17 protein-coding genes are annotated in these 19716 nt (G+C 72.6%); 3 read left to right on the top strand and 14 right to left on the bottom strand.

What is annotated here, in order from left to right:
* Positions 1–323: 323 nt before the first annotated feature.
* Positions 324–689 carry a MerR family transcriptional regulator gene (locus ACIRU3_RS07550; protein WP_404052725.1) on the bottom strand — a complete coding sequence of 122 codons (366 nt, stop codon included), beginning with the start codon at positions 687–689 and terminating at the stop codon, positions 324–326.
* 91 nt (positions 690–780) lie between these two features.
* Between ACIRU3_RS07550 and ACIRU3_RS07545 the strand changes: the two genes are divergently transcribed.
* Together ACIRU3_RS07545 and ACIRU3_RS07540 are read left to right on the top strand one after the other, a co-directional pair.
* Complete coding sequence (locus ACIRU3_RS07545) at positions 781–1248, top strand: hypothetical protein (RefSeq protein ID WP_404052722.1); 468 nt, start codon at positions 781–783, stop codon at positions 1246–1248.
* 256 nt (positions 1249–1504) lie between these two features.
* Entirely contained in the window at positions 1505–4381 is a 2877-nt protein-coding gene (locus tag ACIRU3_RS07540; protein WP_404052719.1) for a CHAT domain-containing protein, read from the top strand.
* Positions 4382–4405: 24 nt separating this feature from the next.
* Here the strand turns inward: ACIRU3_RS07540 and ACIRU3_RS07535 are convergent, their stop codons facing one another.
* The 10 genes from ACIRU3_RS07535 to ACIRU3_RS07490 form a co-directional block, all read right to left on the bottom strand.
* Complete coding sequence (locus ACIRU3_RS07535) at positions 4406–6421, bottom strand: caspase domain-containing protein (RefSeq protein WP_404052717.1); 2016 nt, start codon at positions 6419–6421, stop codon at positions 4406–4408.
* 90 nt (positions 6422–6511) lie between these two features.
* On the bottom strand, positions 6512–8764 hold the full coding sequence (locus ACIRU3_RS07530; RefSeq protein WP_404052715.1) for an AAA family ATPase: 2253 nt from the start codon (positions 8762–8764) through the stop codon (positions 6512–6514).
* The gene (locus tag ACIRU3_RS07525; protein ID WP_404052712.1) at positions 8761–9402 is read right to left on the bottom strand and encodes a Mov34/MPN/PAD-1 family protein; all 642 of its coding nucleotides are present in this window, start codon (positions 9400–9402) and stop codon (positions 8761–8763) included. Before ACIRU3_RS07525 ends, ACIRU3_RS07530 begins: the two co-directional genes overlap by 4 nt.
* Before the next feature lie 38 nt (positions 9403–9440).
* Positions 9441–10793, bottom strand: a complete 1353-nt coding sequence (locus ACIRU3_RS07520) for a hypothetical protein (RefSeq protein ID WP_404052709.1) — start codon at positions 10791–10793, stop codon at positions 9441–9443.
* Positions 10774–11262 (bottom strand): hypothetical protein, encoded by a 489-nt coding sequence (locus ACIRU3_RS07515; RefSeq protein ID WP_404052707.1) that lies wholly within the window; start codon positions 11260–11262, stop codon positions 10774–10776. The genes ACIRU3_RS07520 and ACIRU3_RS07515 overlap by 20 nt, the downstream gene beginning before the upstream one ends.
* Positions 11262–11690: a hypothetical protein gene (locus ACIRU3_RS07510; RefSeq protein ID WP_404052704.1), complete on the bottom strand. Its 429-nt coding sequence runs from the start codon at positions 11688–11690 to the stop codon at positions 11262–11264. Before ACIRU3_RS07510 ends, ACIRU3_RS07515 begins: the two co-directional genes overlap by 1 nt.
* 4 nt (positions 11691–11694) lie before the next feature.
* Positions 11695–13452, bottom strand: a complete 1758-nt coding sequence (locus ACIRU3_RS07505; RefSeq protein ID WP_404052702.1) for a ThiF family adenylyltransferase — start codon at positions 13450–13452, stop codon at positions 11695–11697.
* The gene (locus tag ACIRU3_RS07500; RefSeq protein ID WP_404052699.1) at positions 13442–13753 is read right to left on the bottom strand and encodes a hypothetical protein; all 312 of its coding nucleotides are present in this window, start codon (positions 13751–13753) and stop codon (positions 13442–13444) included. The genes ACIRU3_RS07505 and ACIRU3_RS07500 overlap by 11 nt, the downstream gene beginning before the upstream one ends.
* A 342-nt stretch (positions 13754–14095) precedes the next feature.
* Positions 14096–15604, bottom strand: a complete 1509-nt coding sequence (glpK, locus tag ACIRU3_RS07495) for a glycerol kinase GlpK (RefSeq protein ID WP_404052696.1) — start codon at positions 15602–15604, stop codon at positions 14096–14098.
* A 44-nt stretch (positions 15605–15648) separates the two neighbouring features.
* The gene (locus tag ACIRU3_RS07490; RefSeq protein ID WP_404052694.1) at positions 15649–16416 is read right to left on the bottom strand and encodes an IclR family transcriptional regulator; all 768 of its coding nucleotides are present in this window, start codon (positions 16414–16416) and stop codon (positions 15649–15651) included.
* A 194-nt stretch (positions 16417–16610) separates the two neighbouring features.
* Here ACIRU3_RS07490 and ACIRU3_RS07485 point away from each other — a divergent pair, with 194 nt between their 5' ends.
* Positions 16611–17036 carry an ATP-binding protein gene (locus tag ACIRU3_RS07485; RefSeq protein WP_404052692.1) on the top strand — a complete coding sequence of 142 codons (426 nt, stop codon included), beginning with the start codon at positions 16611–16613 and terminating at the stop codon, positions 17034–17036.
* Here ACIRU3_RS07485 and ACIRU3_RS07480 read toward each other — a convergent pair.
* The 3 genes from ACIRU3_RS07480 to ACIRU3_RS07470 form a co-directional block, all read right to left on the bottom strand.
* Complete coding sequence (locus ACIRU3_RS07480) at positions 17026–18231, bottom strand: PP2C family protein-serine/threonine phosphatase (RefSeq protein WP_404052689.1); 1206 nt, start codon at positions 18229–18231, stop codon at positions 17026–17028. The genes ACIRU3_RS07485 and ACIRU3_RS07480 overlap by 11 nt on opposite strands.
* Positions 18232–18329: 98 nt before the next feature.
* A complete protein-coding gene (locus ACIRU3_RS07475) occupies positions 18330–19088 on the bottom strand; it encodes an IclR family transcriptional regulator (protein ID WP_404052687.1) in 759 nt (252 codons plus the stop codon).
* Between the two features lie 42 nt (positions 19089–19130).
* Positions 19131–19697, bottom strand: coding sequence for a DUF6817 domain-containing protein (locus ACIRU3_RS07470; RefSeq protein WP_404053208.1), 567 nt, complete (start codon positions 19695–19697; stop codon positions 19131–19133).
* Positions 19698–19716 lie beyond the last annotated feature (19 nt).

The raw sequence follows: 19716 nt of genomic DNA, 5'->3' as shown, positions 1-19716 counted from the left end.
CCACCCGCTCGGACGGGATGGCCTCGGGAGGGAAACGTGGTCAGCCGCGCGGTGCGGAGGCGAAGATCGCCCGCAGCGCCGTCCGCCGAGGGGCTGCGGATGGTGCGCGGTCACGTTCACGCCGAGGTGCCGGTGAAGTCCTCGTTCACGGTGCGGATCGCCTCGTCGAGGAACTGTCCGATGTCGCCGGGCAGTTCGAGGACGGCCTGAACCGGGGCGAAGTGTTCGGTGGTCAGGGCCGCGCTCCGCGGGGTCGAGGTTCTTGATCAGCAGCCGGCCCCCGCTGATGCGCTCCGCCTCGGCGTACGACCGGAGGGCCCGTGTCACCCGGCCGTCGCTGCCGCGCGCAACGGGCATCCGGTGCCCACGCGTGCTTCGAGTTCGGCACGCAGGGCGGCAAGTCGCGTCATGCGCGCATCGACGACCTTGATCTTCTCCTCGAACAGCGCGGACAACGCCTCAGCGGTGTCGGGCGCGTCGCGCAGTTCCTCGCCGGTGCGCGCGATCTCGGACAGGGAGAAGCCGAGGGTCTGTGCGGTGCGGACGTACTGCAGCCAGGGCACCGTCTCCGGCGGGAAGTCGCGGTAACCGTTGGCAAGCCGTTGACCTGTGACGAGGCCGATCTTCTCGTAGAAGCGGATGGTGTCCCTGGTCAGTCCCGCCTGCGCGGCCAGCTCCCCGATACGCACGTCTCTCCCCCGAACTGCGGACTTGACCTTGGACAGTACTCCACTGTTTACCGTCGTGGCTGTCATGCAGGAGACCAGCAGGAGCCCCGCCGTGATCCGTCCTTTCGCCCCTTCCCGCCCCGCTTATCTGCGTGCCGTCCGCACGAGTGCTTGGTACGACCTCGTGGTCACGGCCGGATTCGCCACGCCGTGGACCTACGCGCTGGTGCACGACGCGCTGTCGAAGCTCGGTGACGGGCTCGGGCTGGGCGCCCTGCCCGCCCCCGAGCCGATGGAGATCCTTTTCGCGAATCTGATGGGTTCGGTGGTGGTCGTCTGGGCGCTCCTGCGGATCGTCGAGCCGCTGCCCGTGCACGGGCTGTTCGACGGCGTCGCACGCACGCTGTTCGCCTCATGGCAGGCGTACGCGCTGGCCCACGGTGCCCCGCGCTGGCTGTGGCTGTTCTTCGTCGTCGAGGTGGCGTTCGGCGTCGTCCAGCTCGTGCCGTGGTGGCGGGCTCGGCGCACCGACCTCGTGGACTCCCCCGCCGGACAGCCGATCGGCACCGCGGACCGCTAGTGCCCAGCTGGTCGTCCTGGCCGAAAGCCCGTCCACCATGGGCTCATGGCTCGATCGGGAGCAACTGCCGTACCGGGCGGGCGTCTTCTTCCGACCGGAATCGGCAGCAGAGCGACCATTGTTCTCCACTTGGTTCCACCCCGTGCGGAGCCGGTACGCCCGCCCCGGTTTGCCGTTACTGTCGAAGAGCGTCGGCCGCGGCTCAACCGGCGTGCGGGGGATGCGCAGTTCGAGGCCGGCCGACGGGGGCGTCGTCATGGGTGAGGTGCCAGGGACGGACATGTCGGCCGCGCTGATCACCCTGACCACACAGACCATGGAGGCGGTCGGTCCGGACGAACGGACGCCCTGGCTCTTCGCGCGCTGTTGGATCCACGCCTGCCACTACGAGGCCCACGGCAGGGACGCGGACATCGACCAGGCGCTGGCGGACTTCCAGGCCCTGCCGTCCGACGTGCCGGGCCGGGCGAAGCTCGCGACGGTCCTCGCCACCGCCCTGCTGGAGTCGGGCGGGCTCCTGGGGTCCCCTCGACTGTCCTGGGCGGTGGCCCTGGCCGACGTCGCCGACGCGGATCCCACCCCGCTGCCGTCCTGGCCGAAAACGTCCGCCTCCCTGCGCGCGGGCGACCTGCTCGCGGCCGCGCAGGAGAGCCGGCCCGGCTTCGACCCGCGCGCGGCGCTGCGGAAGCTGGAGGAGTACGCCGCGGTCGTCGGCGACACGTCACCGTATGTCGACAGGGTCGAGTCCGCGCGGCTCGGCGTACGGCACCTGCTGGTCCAGGAGAATCCCACCGCTTCCGAAGCCCGGCAGGTGACCGACGACATGCGCCGGTTCTCCAGCCGGATGAGCGACCGGGAAGCCCCCGTGCGCGACCGGGCCGAGATCATGCGGCTGATGCAGGAGATGCACGCCAAGACCGTGCGCGGCGACTTCTCGGACATGGGACGGTACTTGGACGAACTGCGGGCCATCGCACTGCGGCAGCCTCCCGGCGATCCGCTGCGCACGCAGCTGGAACAGATGCTGGACACGACCGCTCCCATGCTGCGGATCTACGACTCCTCCGTCGACCCCACGCAGGGACCCGCCGCAGGCCGGACCGGAGAGACGGCAACAGACGCAGAAGACGGTCTGCGGCCGCTGCGGGAGGCGGCAGCCCAGGCCGGGCTGTCCCGCATGGACCGCGCCTTCCGGCTGAGCCAGCTCGCGGCGGCCGAACTGGCCCTGCACACAACCCGGTCGGTGGCCGACGCCGTCGGCCATCTGACCGAGGCCCTCGCTCTCAGCCCGGTGCACGACCCGCGGCGGACGTACTACCAGCTCATCACGGGCACCGCGTATCTGCGGCAGGTCGAACTGACCGGTGACCGGCAGGCGCTGAAGGCCGGCACCGAGCTGCTCGAACAGGCCCGGGACGCGACCGCGTCCAGCACGCACGTGCTGTGGACCGCCGTCGCCATGCCGCTCGCACACGCCTACCGGCTCTCGGGCCGCCTGGGGCTGGGCCGGTCGACCGCCCTGCGCGGGCTGCGCGGGCACGCCTGGAGCGTGCTGCTGGAGTCCACGGCGGACGAGATGCAGGCCACCGCACGGCACGCGGCCGGGGACGCTCTCGACACCGCCCGGTGGTGTCTGGCGGACGACGCCGCGGAGGACGCGGCCACCGCCCTGGACGCCGGGCGCGGCCTCATCCTGTACGCCTCGGCCGAGACCCGCGACCTGGAGGCGCGCCTGACCTCGGCGGGTCACACCGGCCTTGCCCGGCAGTGGCAGCGGGCACGGGCGGCCGCCCCCGCCGCCGAGGTACCGGTGGACCTGCGCCGCCAGGTGGTCGCGGCCCTGTCCGGAGTTCCGCTGCGGGACGACGGCACGCCGGCGGCGGGCCCCGGCGAGGGAACCTCGCGCCTGCTCGACCCACCCGATGTCCACGAGACGCGAGCCGCGCTGCGGGCCCTCGGGGCCGACGCGCTCGTCTACCTGATGCCGGGCGACGAAGGGCCGGGCGCGGCGGTCGTGATCCCCGCCCACGCGGCCGCGACCTGGCTGGCGCTGCCCCGGCTGAACGGCTCCGGGACCGCGCCGTTCGACGACTTTCTCACCGATGCGGCCCGGGGCATGGCGGAACGGGACGCCGACGATCGCGACCGGGCCCAGCGTGACGCCGTGCTCAAGGAGCCCCAGGTGCTGGACGGGATCTGCGAGTGGGCCTGGGACGCGGCGATCGGCCCCCTCCTCCAGGGGCATCTCAGCATGCCCGCGGACCGCCCGGCACGTCTGGTGCTCATTCCGGTGCGGGAGTTGTGCCGGATTCCCTGGCATGCGGCGCGCACCCGCGCGCCGGACGGGACCTGGCGGTACGCGATGGAACGCGCCGTCTTCTCCTACGCCCCGTCCGCGCGGCTGTTGTGCGAGACGGCGTGGCGCGACCCGGTTCCGCTGACCGACGGCGGACTGGTCGTCGGCGACCCGGACACGGCCGGTGCGGCGCGCGAGCTGCCCGGGGCACGTCTGGAGGCCCTGGCGGTCAGGGACTGCTTCTACCCCGAGGCCCGCTACGTCGGCAGGATGCCCGACGGCGAGCCCAGCCCGGAGGGGGCGGGGACCGGTCAGGAGGTGCTGCGGTGGTTCGCGGAGCCCGGCGGCGGTTCCGTGGTGCACCTGGCCTGCCACGGCATCGTGGCGGAGAGCACCGCGTCCGGCGACAGCTCCTACCTGCTGCTCCACGAGGGAGAACACCTCGCGGCGGAGCGGGTCCTGGAGGTCCTGGTGCAGGGGCCCGGCCGGGACATCACGCTCGCGGTCCTCGCGGCGTGCAGCACCGGCCGGTCGGGGCGGGGGCACGACGAGGCGTTCAGTCTGAGCACCACCCTGCTGGCGGGCCGGGTCCGTTCGGTGGTGAGCGCGACCTGGAGCGTGGAGGACGCGGCGACCACCGTGCTGATGTTCCTGTTCCACCACTTCCTGCGGGCGGAGGGCATGTGCCCGGCAGACGCGCTGCATCAGGCCCAGCTGTGCATGGTAGGCCGCCGGGAGAGACCGACGGCGATGCCCAGGCACCTGCGCGAGCGGCTGCGCACGCATCAGTCGTCGGACATCGCCTCGTGGGCGGCCTTCGTACACATCGGACGTTGAACAGGGCCCGACGTGCGCGGCCGCTCAGCCGGCGGGGACGTGGACGACGACCGGCAGGATGCCGGTGGTCCAGTCGCCCGCACCCGGACGCGCGGGCTCGGCGTCCCGGTGCAGTGCGGCGAGCCCCAAGCGGTCGAGGACACCCTGGTATCCGCGGGCGGCGACCCGGGCGGCCGGCGGCTCCGGCTCGCCGAGCCGGCCGAGGACGAAGCCCGCTGAGGAGAAGGGCGTCTGCGCCACCAGGACCTTCAGCCAGTCGGTTCCGACGGCGCCGGGCTCGACCGGGCGACCGGGCGGCAGGCTCATGGTGACCGCCCCGCCCCAGGCCGCCGAGGCGGTGTGCCGGGGAGCGATCCAGTCACCGGAGAACAGCCCGGGGTGGATACGGAACCGGTCGGTCAGGTCGAGCAGGGCGCAGTACAGCCGTTGGCCCGTCGCATTGCGGAGCCGTACGAACACCTCCGGCGGCTCCCAGCCGTTCGGTCCCCGGCGGTAGGCGAGGTGAACGGCTCCGTCCGAGCCCGGCCGCAGCGCCGGGCGGGTGCCCTGATCGACGGTCTCGCCACGGCCGGCGGCCACGACCTCCACGGACACCGCGTTGGCGAGGGCGGAGACCGGATTGTGCAGGTCCTTGACGCGGCGCCAGCGGGCCATGTGCTCCAGGTCCGCGGTCACCCCGGCCGCCTCCTCGGCCGTCGTGCACGGGGCGTCGGGGACGAGCGGGGTGCCGTCGCTCGCGCAGATCCGCACGGTGCCCGCACGCGGCACGCGCACCCGGAGATCGGGCAGTTGCTCGCCCGAGGCGGCGCCGATGGTACGGACGTGCGGCGACGCCGACTTTCCCGGGCCCGCGGTGCCGAGGGCCGTGGTGATCAGCGCGGCGACCCGGGCCGCGCCCTCGTCGTCGCCGTCCAGGGACACCGTGCCCACGGGCAGCGGGACGCTCGTCAGGACCACGGGGTACCGTCTGCCCGGGTCGGGCACCCAGCCGAGCGGCTCCACCACGCTGCGGTCGGTCAGCAGCCGGGTCACCACGACCTCCGCCACGCCGTCCGCGCCGGTCACGGCGAATCGCACCGGGTCGTCCGGCTCGTCGGAGGGCACGCCGTGGCAGGCGCCCGCGTCGACCTCCCAGCGGCCGCGCAGTCGGCGCAGCGTCAGCGGCGAGCCGGCCGGACTGACCGGGCCGCCCAGGAAGGGCCTGTCCACCACGGCGTCCGCGGCCGGGGACAGCACCGGCACCTGACGCTGGGCGCTGTCCTCGACGCGGCACCGGGCTCCGGTCAGCAGTTCCCGTGAGGTGGCTCCGAGGCCGAGCGATTCGAGCTGTTCCAGCAGGGCGAGACTGAACAGGCCGTGCGATCCGCCGGGCGCGGGAACCTCGACGGCGTACTGATCGACGTGGCAGGCCGCCAGCAGCACGTGCGGGGCGGCCGCCGAGCCGCCCGTCGCCGTCGCGGCCCGGTGCGGGAGAGTGTGGAGATCCTCCAGCAGGGCCGTGAGCGGTGGCGCGGTGGCCGACGCCGGATGACGGCGCACCCGCAGCGGCGGCCGCCCGGACGGAGGGGGCAGATGTGCGGCGACCGGCCCTCGGGTGCCGCTGTCGGAGTGGCAGCAGTCGAGCACGGCCACCAGGTGGGCTCCGCTCGCGGTGATCTCCCCGACGAGGACGGCGAGTTCCTTGTCGTACAGGTCGGGTACGCCGTCACGGCGGCTGTCGGCGCACACCAGGGTCTGCAGCATGCCGGACGGCTCGAAACGCGCGAGCTCCGGCGGCACGGGCGCCTGTGAGCCGTGGCCGCTGTACCAGAACAGCGCGCTGTCGCCCGCCTTGGCCCGGCCCAGGTGGCGCCGGAACCCGTCGATCACCGCCGCTCGGGTCGCCGCCTCGTCCGTCAGGCTCAGGGTCCGCAGGCCCGCGTCCGGAACCCGGCCGCGCAGGAAACGCGTCACGGCAGCGACGTCGTTGAGGCAGCCGCGCAGGGGCGTGACCGGCGGGCGATAGGCGTCGATTCCCACGAGAAGGGCGTACAAGGTCATTCGGCCACCTGTCTTTCCGGGTACGGACGGGCCCGTGCGGGGGCGTTCTGGGGACGGCGGACGCCACGCACACTCCCGGGCGCCGGCCCGTCAGACGGGACGGCCGCCTGGGAGTGGCGTCCAAGGCCGCCCGTTCGTGTCGGCGGGCTGCGTGCGGGCGTCACCGCGGACCCTGGCCAGGCCCTGGAGCACGTCGTCGTGGGAGACCGGCAGAAGTTCCTCGAAGCGGCCGCGGCGCAGCGCGGCCAGCCGTGCCTCCCGGGCGACCATCGCGATGCCGGCTCCCGACATGTCCTCCGACGCTCGCGCGTACTCCGGGATGCGGTCCGCCACCGCGCCCTGCGGCAGGTAGAGCTCGAACAGGGCCTCCCGCCCCGCCTCATCGGGCAGCGGCACCTCGATGTGCAGGCCGAGCCGGCCGGGCCGCAGCAACGCGGGGTCGATGCGTTCATGGTTGTTGGTGGCGCCGACGACCGTGACATGGCCCAGGTCCTCCAGCCCGTCCAGTTCCGCGAGCAGCTGGTTGACCACCCGGTTGGCCGCCCCGCCGTCCCCGCCGCCACTGTTGCGCCGGGGTGCCAGGGCGTCGACCTCGTCGAAGAAGAGGATGCTCGGGGCGAGGTTCCGGGCCCGTTGGAACAGGTCACGCACGGCGCGCTCGGACTCGCCGAACCACTGGTTGAGCAGCTCCGGCCCGCGTACGGACAGGAAGCGGCTGCCGCACTCGTGGGCGAGGGCGCGGGCGAGCAGCGTCTTGCCGGTGCCGGGCGGGCCGTGGAACAGCACGCCCCGCTCCACGCGCACTCCGGCTTGCGCGAACAGCGCCGGGTTGCGCAGCGGGAGGATCAGGCGTTCGCGCAACTGGGTGACCGTGGTGTCGAGACCGACCACGTCGGCGAACCCGGTCGTCGGCAGTTCCGGGACGACGCCACCGATCACGGACGGGGTGACGAGCGTCAGGGCGGCCGTCCAGTCCGCCTCTTGGATGCGCAGGGCGCAGACCGGTTCGAGTCCGTCGCCCGGCGAGGCGGCCCCCTCCCACTCGTAGGCGGCCTCCGGGTCCTCGGTCCCGGGGCCGGGCGCCGGGTTCTCGTGCTCCAGCATGTCCAACGGGAAGGCCCGGCGCAGTGCCACGCGGCCCGCCTCGTGGCACAGGGCCGCCAGGTCGGCGCCCACGAACCCGGACGTACGAGCCGCCAGATCCCGCAGCAGGGCGGTCCGTGCCGTCTCGTCGTCGGTGGCCAGGGCGAGGTCCCGGGTGTGGATCGCCAGGATCGCGCGGCGGTCCGCCTCCGAGGGAAGGGGCATCCGAATGCCCTGGCCGAGCCGGCCCAGACGGCGGATCGCGGCATCCACGTCGTCCGGGCGGCTGGTCGTGGCGATGATCACCGGCCGGTCCGGCCGGTCCAGCAGTTCGTGCAGCAGCCCCAGCAGGGAGCCGCCCACGACGGGCGTGTCACGGGCCGGTGCCAGGTAGTCGACGTCCTCCAGGACGACCAGGCGGGTTCGTCCGCCGTCGGCGACCGGGCTGAACGCCTCGCGCAGCTCGGCTTCCGCATCCTCGCGCTGCTGGGTGACGAGCGCAGATCCGCGCAGCAGGACCGTCTCCACGCCGTCCTGGGCGCACCGCATGCTCACCGCGCGGGCCAGTGTCGTCTTGCCCGTGCCCGGCGGGCCGTGCAGCAGGATGCCCGCCGGGGCGTACACGCCGAGGCGGCGCAGTTCCTCGGAGCGTCTGAGCGGCACCTCGATCTCCCGGCGCAGCAGGGCCACCACGTCGTCGATGCCGCCGAGGTCCTCGTAACCGGGCCACACCGCGCGCAGCGCGGGGGAACGCTGGACGGTGACCCGCAGCAGGGGATCGACGGCGGCGACGGGTACGTCCGTGCCGTCGGCGACGACATGGTCCACGACGTACTCCCCGTATCCGTCGGCACCGTCTCCGGCCGCGCCCAGCGGGCGGTGGCAGAACCGCAGGCCCGGATAGAGCGGATAGCGTCCGGCGGCGAGGAAGTCCCGCAGTTCGGGACCCGAGGCCGTGCTGCCGCGCAGCAGGCTCAGCCGTATCTCGTCGGCGGTGGGGACAGGCCCGCGTTCCGGCTCGACCCGGACCTCGCTCCCGGTGGCGCAGCCGAGCGCCCCGCGCTGCCAGCGGTCGAGGGCGATCTCGGGCGCCGGGCCGAAGCGGTCGGCGAGGTCCCATACGACACGGCAGTAGATGGCGGTGTCGGGCGTGGCCACCCGCAGCAGGTCGCCGGCCGCCGAGCCCGGCACGTTGGTGAAGCAGTGGCCGTGGATGACCTCGTCGTCCGTGAGTGCCCGGACCGTCGCGTCCCCGTTCACCGTTCCTCCTCGGTTCGTCGTGCGGCGGACGTCCGCCCGGAGACATGGACGGAGACGATCCCGCCGGAGGCCACGACGTCCCACAGGCCGCGCAGCCCCGGGTCCGCCGCGCCGCTCAACGCGTCGGCGAGCCGGGCCCCTTCGTCGAGCATGAGCCCCGCGGGCTCGTCACGGACCCGCAGGGCGCGGCGAGCGCACTTTCGTCCCCAGGCCTGGATGCTGTGGCCGCGGGTGAACGGATCGGCGACCAGGGCGACGGCGGCCGCGTCCAGGTCGGTCCAGGTCGTCAGCGTGTGCTGGTCCTGCTCGGAGAGGAACACGCCCATGTGCGGGTGGCTGTGCACCCAGCCGAGCACCGTCGCCACGCAGTCGCCCAGCGGGGTGCGGCGTACGGTCTTCAGGGTGTCGTGCACTCCCTCGATGACGCTGGTGTCGAACGAGCAGCGCGTCGGGGTGGAGACCTGCTGCGGCGGGAAGACGGCGGCGGTGATCTCGACCAGGCCCACCGACCGTCGGCCGACCAGCACGCCGCCGCGCTCGGTGGGGAAGCGGGCGAAGTACGCGAGCAGGGTGTTGCCCCACGCCCGGTCCAGGGCTATGTCGTCTCCCGGGTTTCCGCGGATCAGTGACCTCGGCATCATCCGTCCCTGCGCCGGTGGCGGTGAAGGTGGCTCGGTCACGCCGCGCACGGCTCCGCTCCGACGAGCACCAGGGGCAGCGGGCCGCCCGACCGGCGGTAGCGGTCCAGGACGGCGTCGCGGACGGCCTCCGCCGTCTTGGTGGGAAGCACGTCGTCGACCAGCGCGATGCGCAGCGCCTTGCCGCGTTCGTCGAACACACCGATCTGGTCCTCGAGTTCGTCCTTGGTGACGTCGACCACCACGGGACGGAAGTCGGGGTCGAGCGCCCGCCAGCTCGCCGAGGTGGCATGGTCGGTGGCCGACAGGAACACCGACAGGCCGGGATGGGTGTGCAGCCAGGTGATCTTCACGACGTCCTGGTGGTCGGGTCCGAGGGAGTCGAGTGCGTCCCGCACCCGTTCGACCTCCAGGACGGAGAACTCGCACCGGACCGAGCTGGCCCAGGTCTGCTGGGGCAGGACGACGCCGACGATGGTCCACAGTCCGTCGTCGGTGCGCGCGGTGAGGGCGACGCCGCCCTGTTCCCTGCGGTGGTCGGCGGGTTCGCTGAGTGCGTCCGCGAGGTTGCGCCAGAGTTCGGCGTCGATGCCGACCTGGGGGAGCTGCGGCTTCTTCGAGGCCGGTCGTGTGCCCTCGTCCCGGCCCTGTTCCTCGGCCGTGGCCAGTGTGTCCGCGGCATCCACCGTGTCCCGTGGGTCCGCCGCGTCCGGCTGGTCCGTCAGCGCCGTGGCTTCGGCGCCGGGTGCCGGGTCCGGGTCCGCGTCCACCTCCCCTGCCGGGTCGTCAGGGCCCGTACCGGTGGCGGTACGGGCCGCCGCCGGGTCCTGTTCGGCCGGTTCGATGCTGTCGTCCGGCTCCGTCCCCGGGCTGCCCGACGGGTTCTCCCCCGGCCGGTCCGCCGTCGCTTCCGTGGCGGACGACGGCTCGCCCCGGGATGTGCTTTCCGGGGCGGCCGCCGAATGGCCGGCGGCCTGTTCCGGGCCGCCGGACCCCGCGTCCTGGCCGTGCCGGACCGCATGGAGCAGGACACCGGCCTGGGCGAGTGCGACCACCGGGATGACGGCCCAGACGCCGGCGGAGTCCCCGCTCCGCAGCAGGGCCACCGACAGGGCGGTCAGCGCCGCGCAGGGCAGCACCGCCGCGAACAGTGCCGCGCTCGTGTCGGGGCCGGCGGGGCGGACGGACGGACGGCTGGTGAGCCACTCGGAGGAGCCGAGCCAGGCGACGACGGTCGCCGCGAGCCCGACCACCGCCGCCCGGCGGCCGCTCGGCACCGCCCAGCCGACGGACAGGAGGTAGAGGGCGAGGAAGAGGGCGGGGCCGACCAGGGCGAGGGGCATGGCGAGGCGCAGACTCGGCGCCCGGTGTTCAACGTGCCGGACTGTCATGATTCTCCGTGTTCAGAAGCTGCTTGACGTATTCGAGCGCGGCGCCCAGCGTGCGGCTCGTCTGCTGGGCGTCCGACCAGGCGTCCGTGTACGTGAACCAGCACACGTGGGGCAGCCGCAGGCCGAGCCACGGACACCACGCGGCTTCGCCCTTCGGTGGCCAGATGTTCACGTGCCGGATCTGGGCGTCCGCCGGGGCGGTGATCCAGACCGTGGGCAGCCGCCGGTGCAACGTGCCGACGTCCATGACGAGTTGGTAGTCCCGCCGGATCCGGGATCCGCCGCCGACGATGCCTCCCACCCGGGCGCTGACGGCGCACACGTCGGGCTGTCCGACCGCGGGGTACGGCGAGAGCAGGGCCCGCCATCGCGCCATCAGCAGCGCACCCTGCCGGGTCTCGCGGGCCAGGACGCCGATGCCTGGGAAGTCGGGTCTCAGCGCCGTCACTTCCGCTTCGGTGACCGGCATCAGCGCGCCCGGCTCTGCATGTTGGTGTCGGCGAGAACCTGCCGGGCGGCCTCCAGGAAGTTCGACAGGGAGCGGTTCTCCTGGGGGATGTGCCGCCAGGCCGAGTCCGTGGTCCCCCAGCACAGCGTCGGCCGCCGGTCCCCGGTGAAGGGACAGGTCTCCCTGGGCCGGAAGATGTTGACGTGCTGGATCTCGGAGTCCGAGGGAGAGAAGATCCAGACGACCGGCAACTCGTCGCGCAGCCGGCCCACATCGACCAGCAGCCGGTAGTCCTGGGGCCTGGCGCGCAGGGAGGTGTTCGCGGAACCGAGAATCCCGCGCAGCGTCACCGCGACACTGGTCACCCAGTTGTCCCGGTCCGTCACCAGGGGTTCGAGGTCGAAGAACTGGGCCTTCGCCTGGAGGAATTCATGCGGTGCAACAGCCACGGCCTCACTCCTTGTCGCTTGTGCCGAGCAGCGGGTCGCCCAGATGCGCCGGACACTCCGCCGGGTCCCGTTCGCCGGCCCGGTGGCCGCTGAAGGAGGCCTCGGTGCCGTCCCAGACGTGGAAGCGCCGGACCCGGTCCCCGGCCCCGGCCAGCGTCGCGATGAGCGCCGCGGCCTGGGCGGCGCCGACGACCGCAGCGCTGGTGACGAGGGCCTGGACCGGTATGCCGTCGACCACGTCCGTGCAGGAGCGGCGGACGGGATCGTCGGCGATGGAGGTACCGAGCCAGCAGACCAGGCACATGCTCGACGTGCCCGGGTCGCACACGTGCACGCGGCCGATCACGCCGTCCACCGCGCCGTTGACGAGGGGCAGCTTGTGCCGCTCGGCCAGCACGTTCAGCGTCCACCGGGTCTGCTGGTTGTCCGGGCAGGACAGCACCGCCGTCGCCGCGGCCAGCTCCTCCTCCAGCCGGGCACGCGACCGGGCGGCCTCGGCCAGCCGTGCGCGCAGTTCGGGCGGGCCGGCGAAGGCGGCCGTGTCGACGACGGCCGGTGCACTGAGGAGTTCGGGACCGATCACCGTCGCCAGGGCCTCGACCTTCAGCTCCGGGTCGATCTCCCGCAGCCGTGCGGCGGTGCGCTCGGCCTTGGGGGCTCCGATGTCGCTGTCCCTGAAGAGGATCTGCCGGTTGAGGTTGTGCAGCTCGACCCTGTCGTCCATGTCGACGACGGTCAGCTGTGCGACGGCGCCGCTCGCGGCAAGCACCCCGGCCGCCCAGCCGCCGAGCGCTCCTGCGCCGCACACCAGGACCCGGGCGTCACGGCGCGGCAGCCGCTCCCAGGACTTCGGCAGGCCGCCCCCGTCCTCCGGGACGACGTCCTCCAGCGGAGACCAGAAGCACACCGGCGCACGCCGGGGCGGCCGCCGAGCCGGTACGACGACCAGGGGTGTACGGGTCCGGCCCGGTTCCCGCACCACGACGGACGCGAGCACGTGGTCCTCGTCGACCACCGCCGTCACCCTGGGCCGCGCGGGCACCCCGTCCAGCCGCACCGAGAAATCGCGGAGCTGCCCCGCCTGCGCCGCCTGCTCCAGCACGCCCTGCAGGTCGGGCTGCGGATTGCCGTTGAGCATCAGGTGCTCCGCCGCCGTGCCGACGCCCGGGGCATGCAGCATGAGCCGCTCCTCCGCCCACTGGGACACGACGGCGGGGCCGTCCACCAGTGCGCCCAGCTCGACCAGCGCCGCCTGCGCCAGCAGTCCCCCGCACACGGCGCCCAGTGCGGCGGTCAGCGGGCCGGGCTCGTCCTTCGCGTCCGGCATGGCATCGGGCCCCACCCGGACGGCCGCGGGCAGCACCTGCCCCCACACGTCCACGGCGCAGCGGGCCGCGACCGTCTCCGTCTCGGCGGCCCGCGGCACGGCCAGTGTCAGTTCGCGGCCGTCCGGGGGCCGGCTGTCGCCGAACACGCGCACCGACCGGTTCGTCTCCTGGGTGCGCAGGGCCAGGGCCTGATCGAGTGGCTGGTCCAGGTCGTCGCGGCACAGCAGGAACTGGTCGGCGAGGTCCCGCTCCGTCACGGGCCGGTCCATCCCGACGAGTCTGATGTGTCCGTGCCGGCTCCCGGCGCCCATCATGGCCAGGCACTGCAGCAGATGGGTCAGGGCAGGTCCGGTGCCGAGGACGGCGATCCGCGCGTCGGCGACCAGCTCCTGGACCAGGATTCCGCTTTGCCTGGCGTAGCGCTCAACGGCCATGGCAGCCCCCTGCCGGGGAACCGCCGACGACACCGTCGCCGGGCAGTCCCACGGAGAGCACGGTGTTGGCGTATTCCTCCACCGGCTGGTCGTCCACCACCTGCCCGTTCTTGTCCCGCACGCTGAAGCGGCTGCCCGCCGCGATGAACCCGCTGTCGTCGACCGCCTGCCGCACGGTCCGGCCCGGCTGGATGGTGATGTCCTGGCGCGCGTTGGAAATCGCGTTGCGCAAGGTAACCGTCGTCGTGCTCATGGTGATCTCTTTCTCTTCGTGGAGATCGGCGTCGAGGCGCGAAGACATGGAGAGAACACGCATTGATGGGCCAGTGGATGCCGTGCCCACGGCACTCGTCGCGACGCGGACGCGTACGCGACGGAATTGGTGTTCCCCCGACGATGAATCCCCCCGGATTCGGCCAGACCCCCCTGTCACCCCTCGGGTCGACAAGTATGAACCGGGGTCAGGGTTTCGTGAAGACAATGCGAAAAATTCAGCAGCATATTCCGCTTGCACTCTTTCCGGATCGATCATTCATTCGACGATGTGACGCAAGTGACGGCTGATTGGGGCAGGTGTTCCAAAAGGGGGAGCTGAATTCTTAGACCCGGGAAAGCCGGAATGATGATGTGCAGGGTGCGGGGACTAGTGTGGCGGCCGCACCCAGCCCAGGGACCGTTCGACGGCCTGCTGCCAGTTGTCGTACTCCGACTCCCGCAGACCTGGGTCCATGTCGGGCAGCCACTGGGCGGCCCGGTGCCAGTTGCGGCGCAGTACTTCCAGGTCCGGCCAGTAGCCGGCGGCGAGTCCGGCGGCGTAGGCGGCGCCGAGGGAGACGGTCTCCGCGACCATGGGCCGCACCACGGGCACGTCGAGCACGTCGGCCACGAACTGCATGAGCAGGTTGTCCGCGGTCATGCCGCCGTCGACCTTGAGCTGCTTGAGGGGGACGGAGGAGTCGGCGTTCATGGCGTCGACGACCTCACGCGTCTGCCATCCCGTGGCTTCCAGGACGGCACGGGCCAGATGTCCCTTGGTGATGTACGAGGTGAGGCCGACGATGACCCCGCGTGCGTCGCTGCGCCAGCGGGGTGCGAACAGGCCCGAGAAGGCGGGGACGATGTAGCAGCCGCCGTTGTCCTCGACCGTCCGCGCGAGGGTCTCGATCTCCGGGGCGCTGCTGATCAGCCCCAGGCGGTCACGGAACCACTGGACGAGTGCGCCGGTGACGGCGATGGACCCTTCGAGGGCGTAGACCGGCCGCTGGTCCCCGATCTTGTAGCCGACGGTCGTGAGGAGTCCGTGCCTCGACCGCACGAGGTCGCGGCCGGTGTTGAGCAGCAGAAAGCTTCCCGTGCCATAGGTGCACTTCGCCTCGCCCGGGGAGAAGCAGGTCTGGCCGAAGAGGGCGGCCTGCTGGTCGCCGAGGGCGGCCGTGATGTGGACGCCCGGGAGGAGCGCGCGGGCCTCGCCGTACGGCTCGGCGGACGATCTGATCTCGGGCAGCATGGCGCGCGGCACCCCGAAGAAGGCCAGCAGCTCCGCGTCCCAGGCGAGCGTGCGGATGTTCATCAGCATGGTGCGGCTGGCGTTGGTGGCGTCGGTGATGTGCAGGCCGCCGTCGGTGCCTCCGGTGAGGTTCCAGATCAGCCAGCTCTCGATCGTCCCGAACAGCACCTCGCCGTCCGTCGCGCGCTGTTCCAGACCCTTGACGTGGTCGAAGAGCCAGCGCAGACGCAGCGCCGAGAAGTAGGTCGAGGGCGGCAGACCACACCGGTCGAGGAAGAAGTCCTCCCCGGGGCGCTCTCCCAGCTCCTCGACGAGCGGCGCCGTGCGGGTGTCCTGCCAGACGATCGCCCGGCCCAGCGGGGCGCCGGTCCGCCGGTCCCAGAGCACCGTCGTCTCGCGTTGGTTGGCCACGCCGATGGCGGCGACCTGTCCCGCGTCGAGACCGGCGTCGGACAGGGCCTCGGGGACGACACGTCGCAGGTTCTGCCATATCTCGACGGCGTCGTGCTCCACCCAGCCGGGCCTGGGAAAGTGCTGCTGGTGCTCCTTCTGCGCGACCGACACCAGCCGCCCACGGTGGTCGAACAGAATGCATCGGGTCGAGTTGGTGCCCTGATCGATGGACATTACGAACCGTTCAGCCATGATCGGGTCTGCCTTCCGACGGGTCGAGGGGCGGCTGTCCTGGTCTACCAGCGGGTGGCTCCCAGGTCTCTGGAGATCGCCCGGGCTGCCTCACGGATCAGGGTGATCAGGGTCGGGCGGGGGCGCCCCTGGCTGTCGCAGATCCGCTCGACCGGCCCGGACAGCCCGATGGCGCCCACGACGAGGCCGCCGTGCCCCCGGATCGGCGCGGCCAGACCGGCCTCGCCCATGCTCATCTCCTGGATCTCGGAGGCCCAGCCGAGTTCCCGTACCTCGGCGAGCGCCCGGGCGAGCTTCTCGGGATCGGCCAGGGTGTGCCGGGTGTACGCCTCCAGCCGCGGCTCCTGGGGCGGCTCGAAGGGTGCGGTCCCGTAGGCCAGCAGTACCTTGCCGAGCGAGGAGGCGTGCAGGGGCAGCAGCGAGCCCACGTCCAGGGTCTGGAAGGTGTCGTCCGGCCGGAACACGTGGTGGACGATGAGCACGCTGCCTTCCAGGGGGGTCCCCAGGCGCACCGTCTCCCCACTGCGCGCGGCCAGGGCATCGGCCCAGTTCAGGGAGCGCGAGCGCAGCTCGTTGACGTCCAGATAGCTGGTGCCGAGGTGCAGCAGGGCGGCCCCGAGCTGGTATTTCCCGGTCGCCGCGTCCTGCTCCACGAAGTCCACGTGCTGGAGCGTGCGCAGAATGCCGTGGGCGGTCCCCTTCGCCAGCCCCAGCGAGGCGGCCACCTCGCCGAGGCCGAGTCGGCGGGGCCCGCCGGCGAGCAGGCGCAGAATCGCCGCCGCCCGTTCGATCGACTGGACTGGGCCGGCCATGAGGCGAGCCTATTACCGCCATGGACGGTTCGCTTCGCGGGCGGGCGGGCCCTCCGACGTCGGCCGGAGCCAAGCGTTCGGTAATGCCGACCGCCGTTCATTGACCTGCCCGGTTTGTCTTCATAGCGTGCTTCATGGCCCGGACACGCACTGCGGAACGGTGCCCGACCGGTTGGCAGACCCGAGGAGAGACCATGGCGGCTCAGCTGAACACGCTGCTTCGGCAGGCATGCGAACACGTGTGTCCGCTGCCGCCCGTCCCCGGCGCCGTCCCCGCCGTACGCCGCCGCGTGGCGGCTGTCCTCGCCGACTGGGACGTGGCCACGGAGATCGTAGAGGACAGCCTGGTCATGGTGTCGGAGCTGGTCACCAACGCGATCGTGCACGCCGTGCCCCCGGCCGTGCTGCGGCTGTCCTGGGTTCACGTCGGCGGGCGCTCCACCCTGCGCGTCGAGGTCACCGACGCGGGAGCCGCGCTTCCGGCAGGGCAGTCCCGCCCGGGGATCGACCCGGACGAGCACGGCCGGGGCGAGGCGATCGTGCACGCCCTCGCGACTCGTCACGGCATACGCGTCCACCCCGGCGGGGTCACGCGGTGGGCCGAACTGGTCACGATATGAGACGCGGCTCCTGATGGGCCGAGGCACCTGACGGGGACGCCACGGCGGCCGGTCCGTCCTCGGACTGCTTACGGATCAGCAGCAGGGCCGCGTCATCGTGCAGCCGGCCGCCCACATGCGCCAGCAGCTCGTCGTGGAGCGCGGTGAGCGTGCGTGCCGGATCGCCGCAGACATGCCGCGCCACCCCGTCGGCCAGCGGATAGAACTCGCGCTCGTGATCGCGGGCCTCGGTGACCCCGTCGGTGTAGAGCAGCAGCTGGTCTCCCACGTCGAAGGACAGCCGCTGGAGGCGGGGGGCCTGGCCCGACAGGGCGCGCAGCCCGAGGGGCGGAGAGGGATGGGTCGGCTCCACCGCCACGACGTCTCCGGATGCGGATATCAGCAGCGGCGGCGCGTGTCCGCAGTTGACCACTTCCAGATGCCCCGACAGCGAGTATCCGGCGACCACGGCGGTGACGAAGTCGTCGGGGCCGAGGTTGCGCGCCAGGCTCCGCTCGATCCTGCCGACGACGGCGAGCAGGTCGGGCTCGTCGCAGGCGGCCTCCCGGAAGACCCCGAGCACGAGTGCGGCGGTCCCCACGGCGGGCAGCCCCTTGCCGCGCACGTCGCCGACGATCAGCCGGATCCCGTGCGGGGTGGGCACCAGGGCGTAGAGGTCGCCCCCGATCCGCGCCTCCGCCGCCGCGGCGCTGTAGCGGACGGCCACCCGGAACGGGCCGACGGTCTCCGGGACGGGCTGGAGCAGCGCGTGCTGGGCGGCCTCGGCGACCGAGCGGACGGCGGCGAGGACCCGTTCCCGACGGTCACGCAGCACGCTGGCCAGGCCGCTCGCCGCGGTGACGGCCAGCACGGCGGAGAGCACGGCCGCCAGCTCGTGGCTGGGAACCCCCCTCCCGGTGCCCAGCACCGCGCCCATGCCGGCCGCCAGGAGACCGACGCCGAGTACACCGCGCGGGCCGTTGGTGGCGGCGGCCAGGGCGGGTCCGGCCGCCAGCAGCGGCAGCCAGATCATCCCCGCCCCTCCGGCGATGTCGGCCATCACGACGACGGCGACGACCACCACCGGCAGCACGGACATCCCGGCGGCCAGCTGCCCGGCGGCACGCCGGTGGACCGACGCCCGGACACCGGCCACACGGTTCCTGAACTGCCGCATCGGCGCGTGGTCGCCATCATGGTGTCGGGCCTGGCTCATGGGTCGTCCGCAGTCCTCGCCGGTAAGGGGTTAAAACCCGGAATGTCCGTTTCATCAAGGAAACGGGCTGGGTGCGGGCAGCCACAAGGCGCGGGTTTTCAGATAGTGAGCGAGAGGCCCCTGGTCACACGGCTCGCGATCGGGAGCAGCCGGGCCCGGACCTCCTGGAGCTGGACGTGCCGCTCCACGGGCAGGGAGACACCGAGCGAGCCGAGCGTGTCCCCGCAGTAGACGGGCACGGCCACGCACACCGTGCCGAGCGCGTACTCCTCGAGGTCTGTGACGGCCGGTGCCAGCGGGGCGGATTCGAGCCTGCGGAGCAGCTCCGGAAGGCTGGTGATCGTCCGGGGCGTGAGATCGGGGAGGTGATGCCGGGACAGATAGTCCCGGCGGTCTTCTTCGTCCAGCTCACGCAGGACGGACTTGCCCAGCGCGGTGGCGTGTCCGGCGTCCTCGAAGCCGACCCAGAGGTCCACCCGTGGCGTACGGGGACCGTCGACGATCTCGGCGACCCTGATCTCGCCCTCCTCGTAGAACGTGAGGTAGGTGGCGGCGGACAGGTCGTCCCGCAGGCCGGCGAGGGCCGGGCGGACGCGGCTGAGCAGGGTCTGCGCACGGCCGGCGGCGTGCAGGGACTTCAGTTTGTCCCCGAGGATGAAGCCGCCGTCGTCCAGTTTCCGCACGTATCCGTCGTGGACCAGGGTGCGCAGCAGGTGATAGGCGGTGGCCAGGGGCAGCTCCGTCTCGCGTGCCAGCTGTTTCGCCGGCGCGCCGTTCTCGTGCGCGCTCACCGCCTCCAGCAGCCGGAAGGCTCGCTGCACGGACGTGATGAGCGTGGGGCCGTCGTGAGCGCCCATAGGAACAGACTGCGCCGGGCATCCGGCGCGGGCAAGGCAGGATCACCGCGCGGGGGCGGCGAGGACCGTGCGGCAGTCGAGCCATGCGTCGGGGCTCAGCAGGTCCTGAAGGCGGGTGAAGAGAGCGAGGAGGTCGGGGCCCCATCGGTCGCGGAAGGCGGGGTCGATGCGGGCGAGGTCGAGTTCGTTGGCGGCCGACAGTTCGGCGAAGTCGCGGCGCAGCTGCGCTTCCGGAATCCGGGACCGGCCGGTGAAACGGTCGTGGAAGGGGCCGTCGGGCCGGGCGAGGTCCGGGTAGGTGGCCTGGCGGTCGCAGGAGGCGTACAGGTGGACGATCGCCTCGGCCTCGGCGCCGATCACCGCCGTGAGGTCCGCTCGGCGGTCCACGGCCAGCAGCCCGGTGGGAAAGCCGTCGGTGCCGTAGAAGGCGTGGCAGAGACCGGCGAGCTGCAGGGCGGGGCGGGCACCCCACACCGCGAGCCGGGCCTGTACGCGCCCGAGGTGCGCGAGGAGGGTGCCGCCCGGGTGCGCCATGCCGTCGGCACCGAGTTCCCGCAGGAGCGTCAGGGCCTGCTCGGTGGCGGCGGGGGCAGCGGGCTCGGTGTTCATGTCCATGCGTTCTTCCGTC

This window comes from Streptomyces sp. NPDC101151, assembly GCF_044768335.1.
In the GTDB taxonomy this organism is placed as follows: domain Bacteria; phylum Actinomycetota; class Actinomycetes; order Streptomycetales; family Streptomycetaceae; genus Streptomyces.
This window is presented reverse-complemented; position numbering and strand designations above follow the sequence as displayed.

Coding starts and splice junctions, on each gene's coding strand:
- ACIRU3_RS07540 (WP_404052719.1), top strand. CDS start 1,505: ATGGGTGAGGTGCCAGGGACGGACATGTCGGCCGCGCTGATCACCCTG.
- ACIRU3_RS07535 (WP_404052717.1), bottom strand. CDS start 6,421: ATGACCTTGTACGCCCTTCTCGTGGGAATCGACGCCTATCGCCCGCCG.
- ACIRU3_RS07525 (WP_404052712.1), bottom strand. CDS start 9,402: ATGCCGAGGTCACTGATCCGCGGAAACCCGGGAGACGACATAGCCCTG.
- ACIRU3_RS07520 (WP_404052709.1), bottom strand. CDS start 10,793: ATGACAGTCCGGCACGTTGAACACCGGGCGCCGAGTCTGCGCCTCGCC.
- ACIRU3_RS07515 (WP_404052707.1), bottom strand. CDS start 11,262: ATGCCGGTCACCGAAGCGGAAGTGACGGCGCTGAGACCCGACTTCCCA.
- ACIRU3_RS07505 (WP_404052702.1), bottom strand. CDS start 13,452: ATGGCCGTTGAGCGCTACGCCAGGCAAAGCGGAATCCTGGTCCAGGAG.
- ACIRU3_RS07500 (WP_404052699.1), bottom strand. CDS start 13,753: ATGTCTTCGCGCCTCGACGCCGATCTCCACGAAGAGAAAGAGATCACC.
- glpK (WP_404052696.1), bottom strand. CDS start 15,604: ATGGCTGAACGGTTCGTAATGTCCATCGATCAGGGCACCAACTCGACC.
- ACIRU3_RS07490 (WP_404052694.1), bottom strand. CDS start 16,416: ATGGCCGGCCCAGTCCAGTCGATCGAACGGGCGGCGGCGATTCTGCGC.
- ACIRU3_RS07485 (WP_404052692.1), top strand. CDS start 16,611: ATGGCGGCTCAGCTGAACACGCTGCTTCGGCAGGCATGCGAACACGTG.
- ACIRU3_RS07480 (WP_404052689.1), bottom strand. CDS start 18,231: ATGAGCCAGGCCCGACACCATGATGGCGACCACGCGCCGATGCGGCAG.
- ACIRU3_RS07475 (WP_404052687.1), bottom strand. CDS start 19,088: ATGGGCGCTCACGACGGCCCCACGCTCATCACGTCCGTGCAGCGAGCC.
- ACIRU3_RS07470 (WP_404053208.1), bottom strand. CDS start 19,697: ATGAACACCGAGCCCGCTGCCCCCGCCGCCACCGAGCAGGCCCTGACG.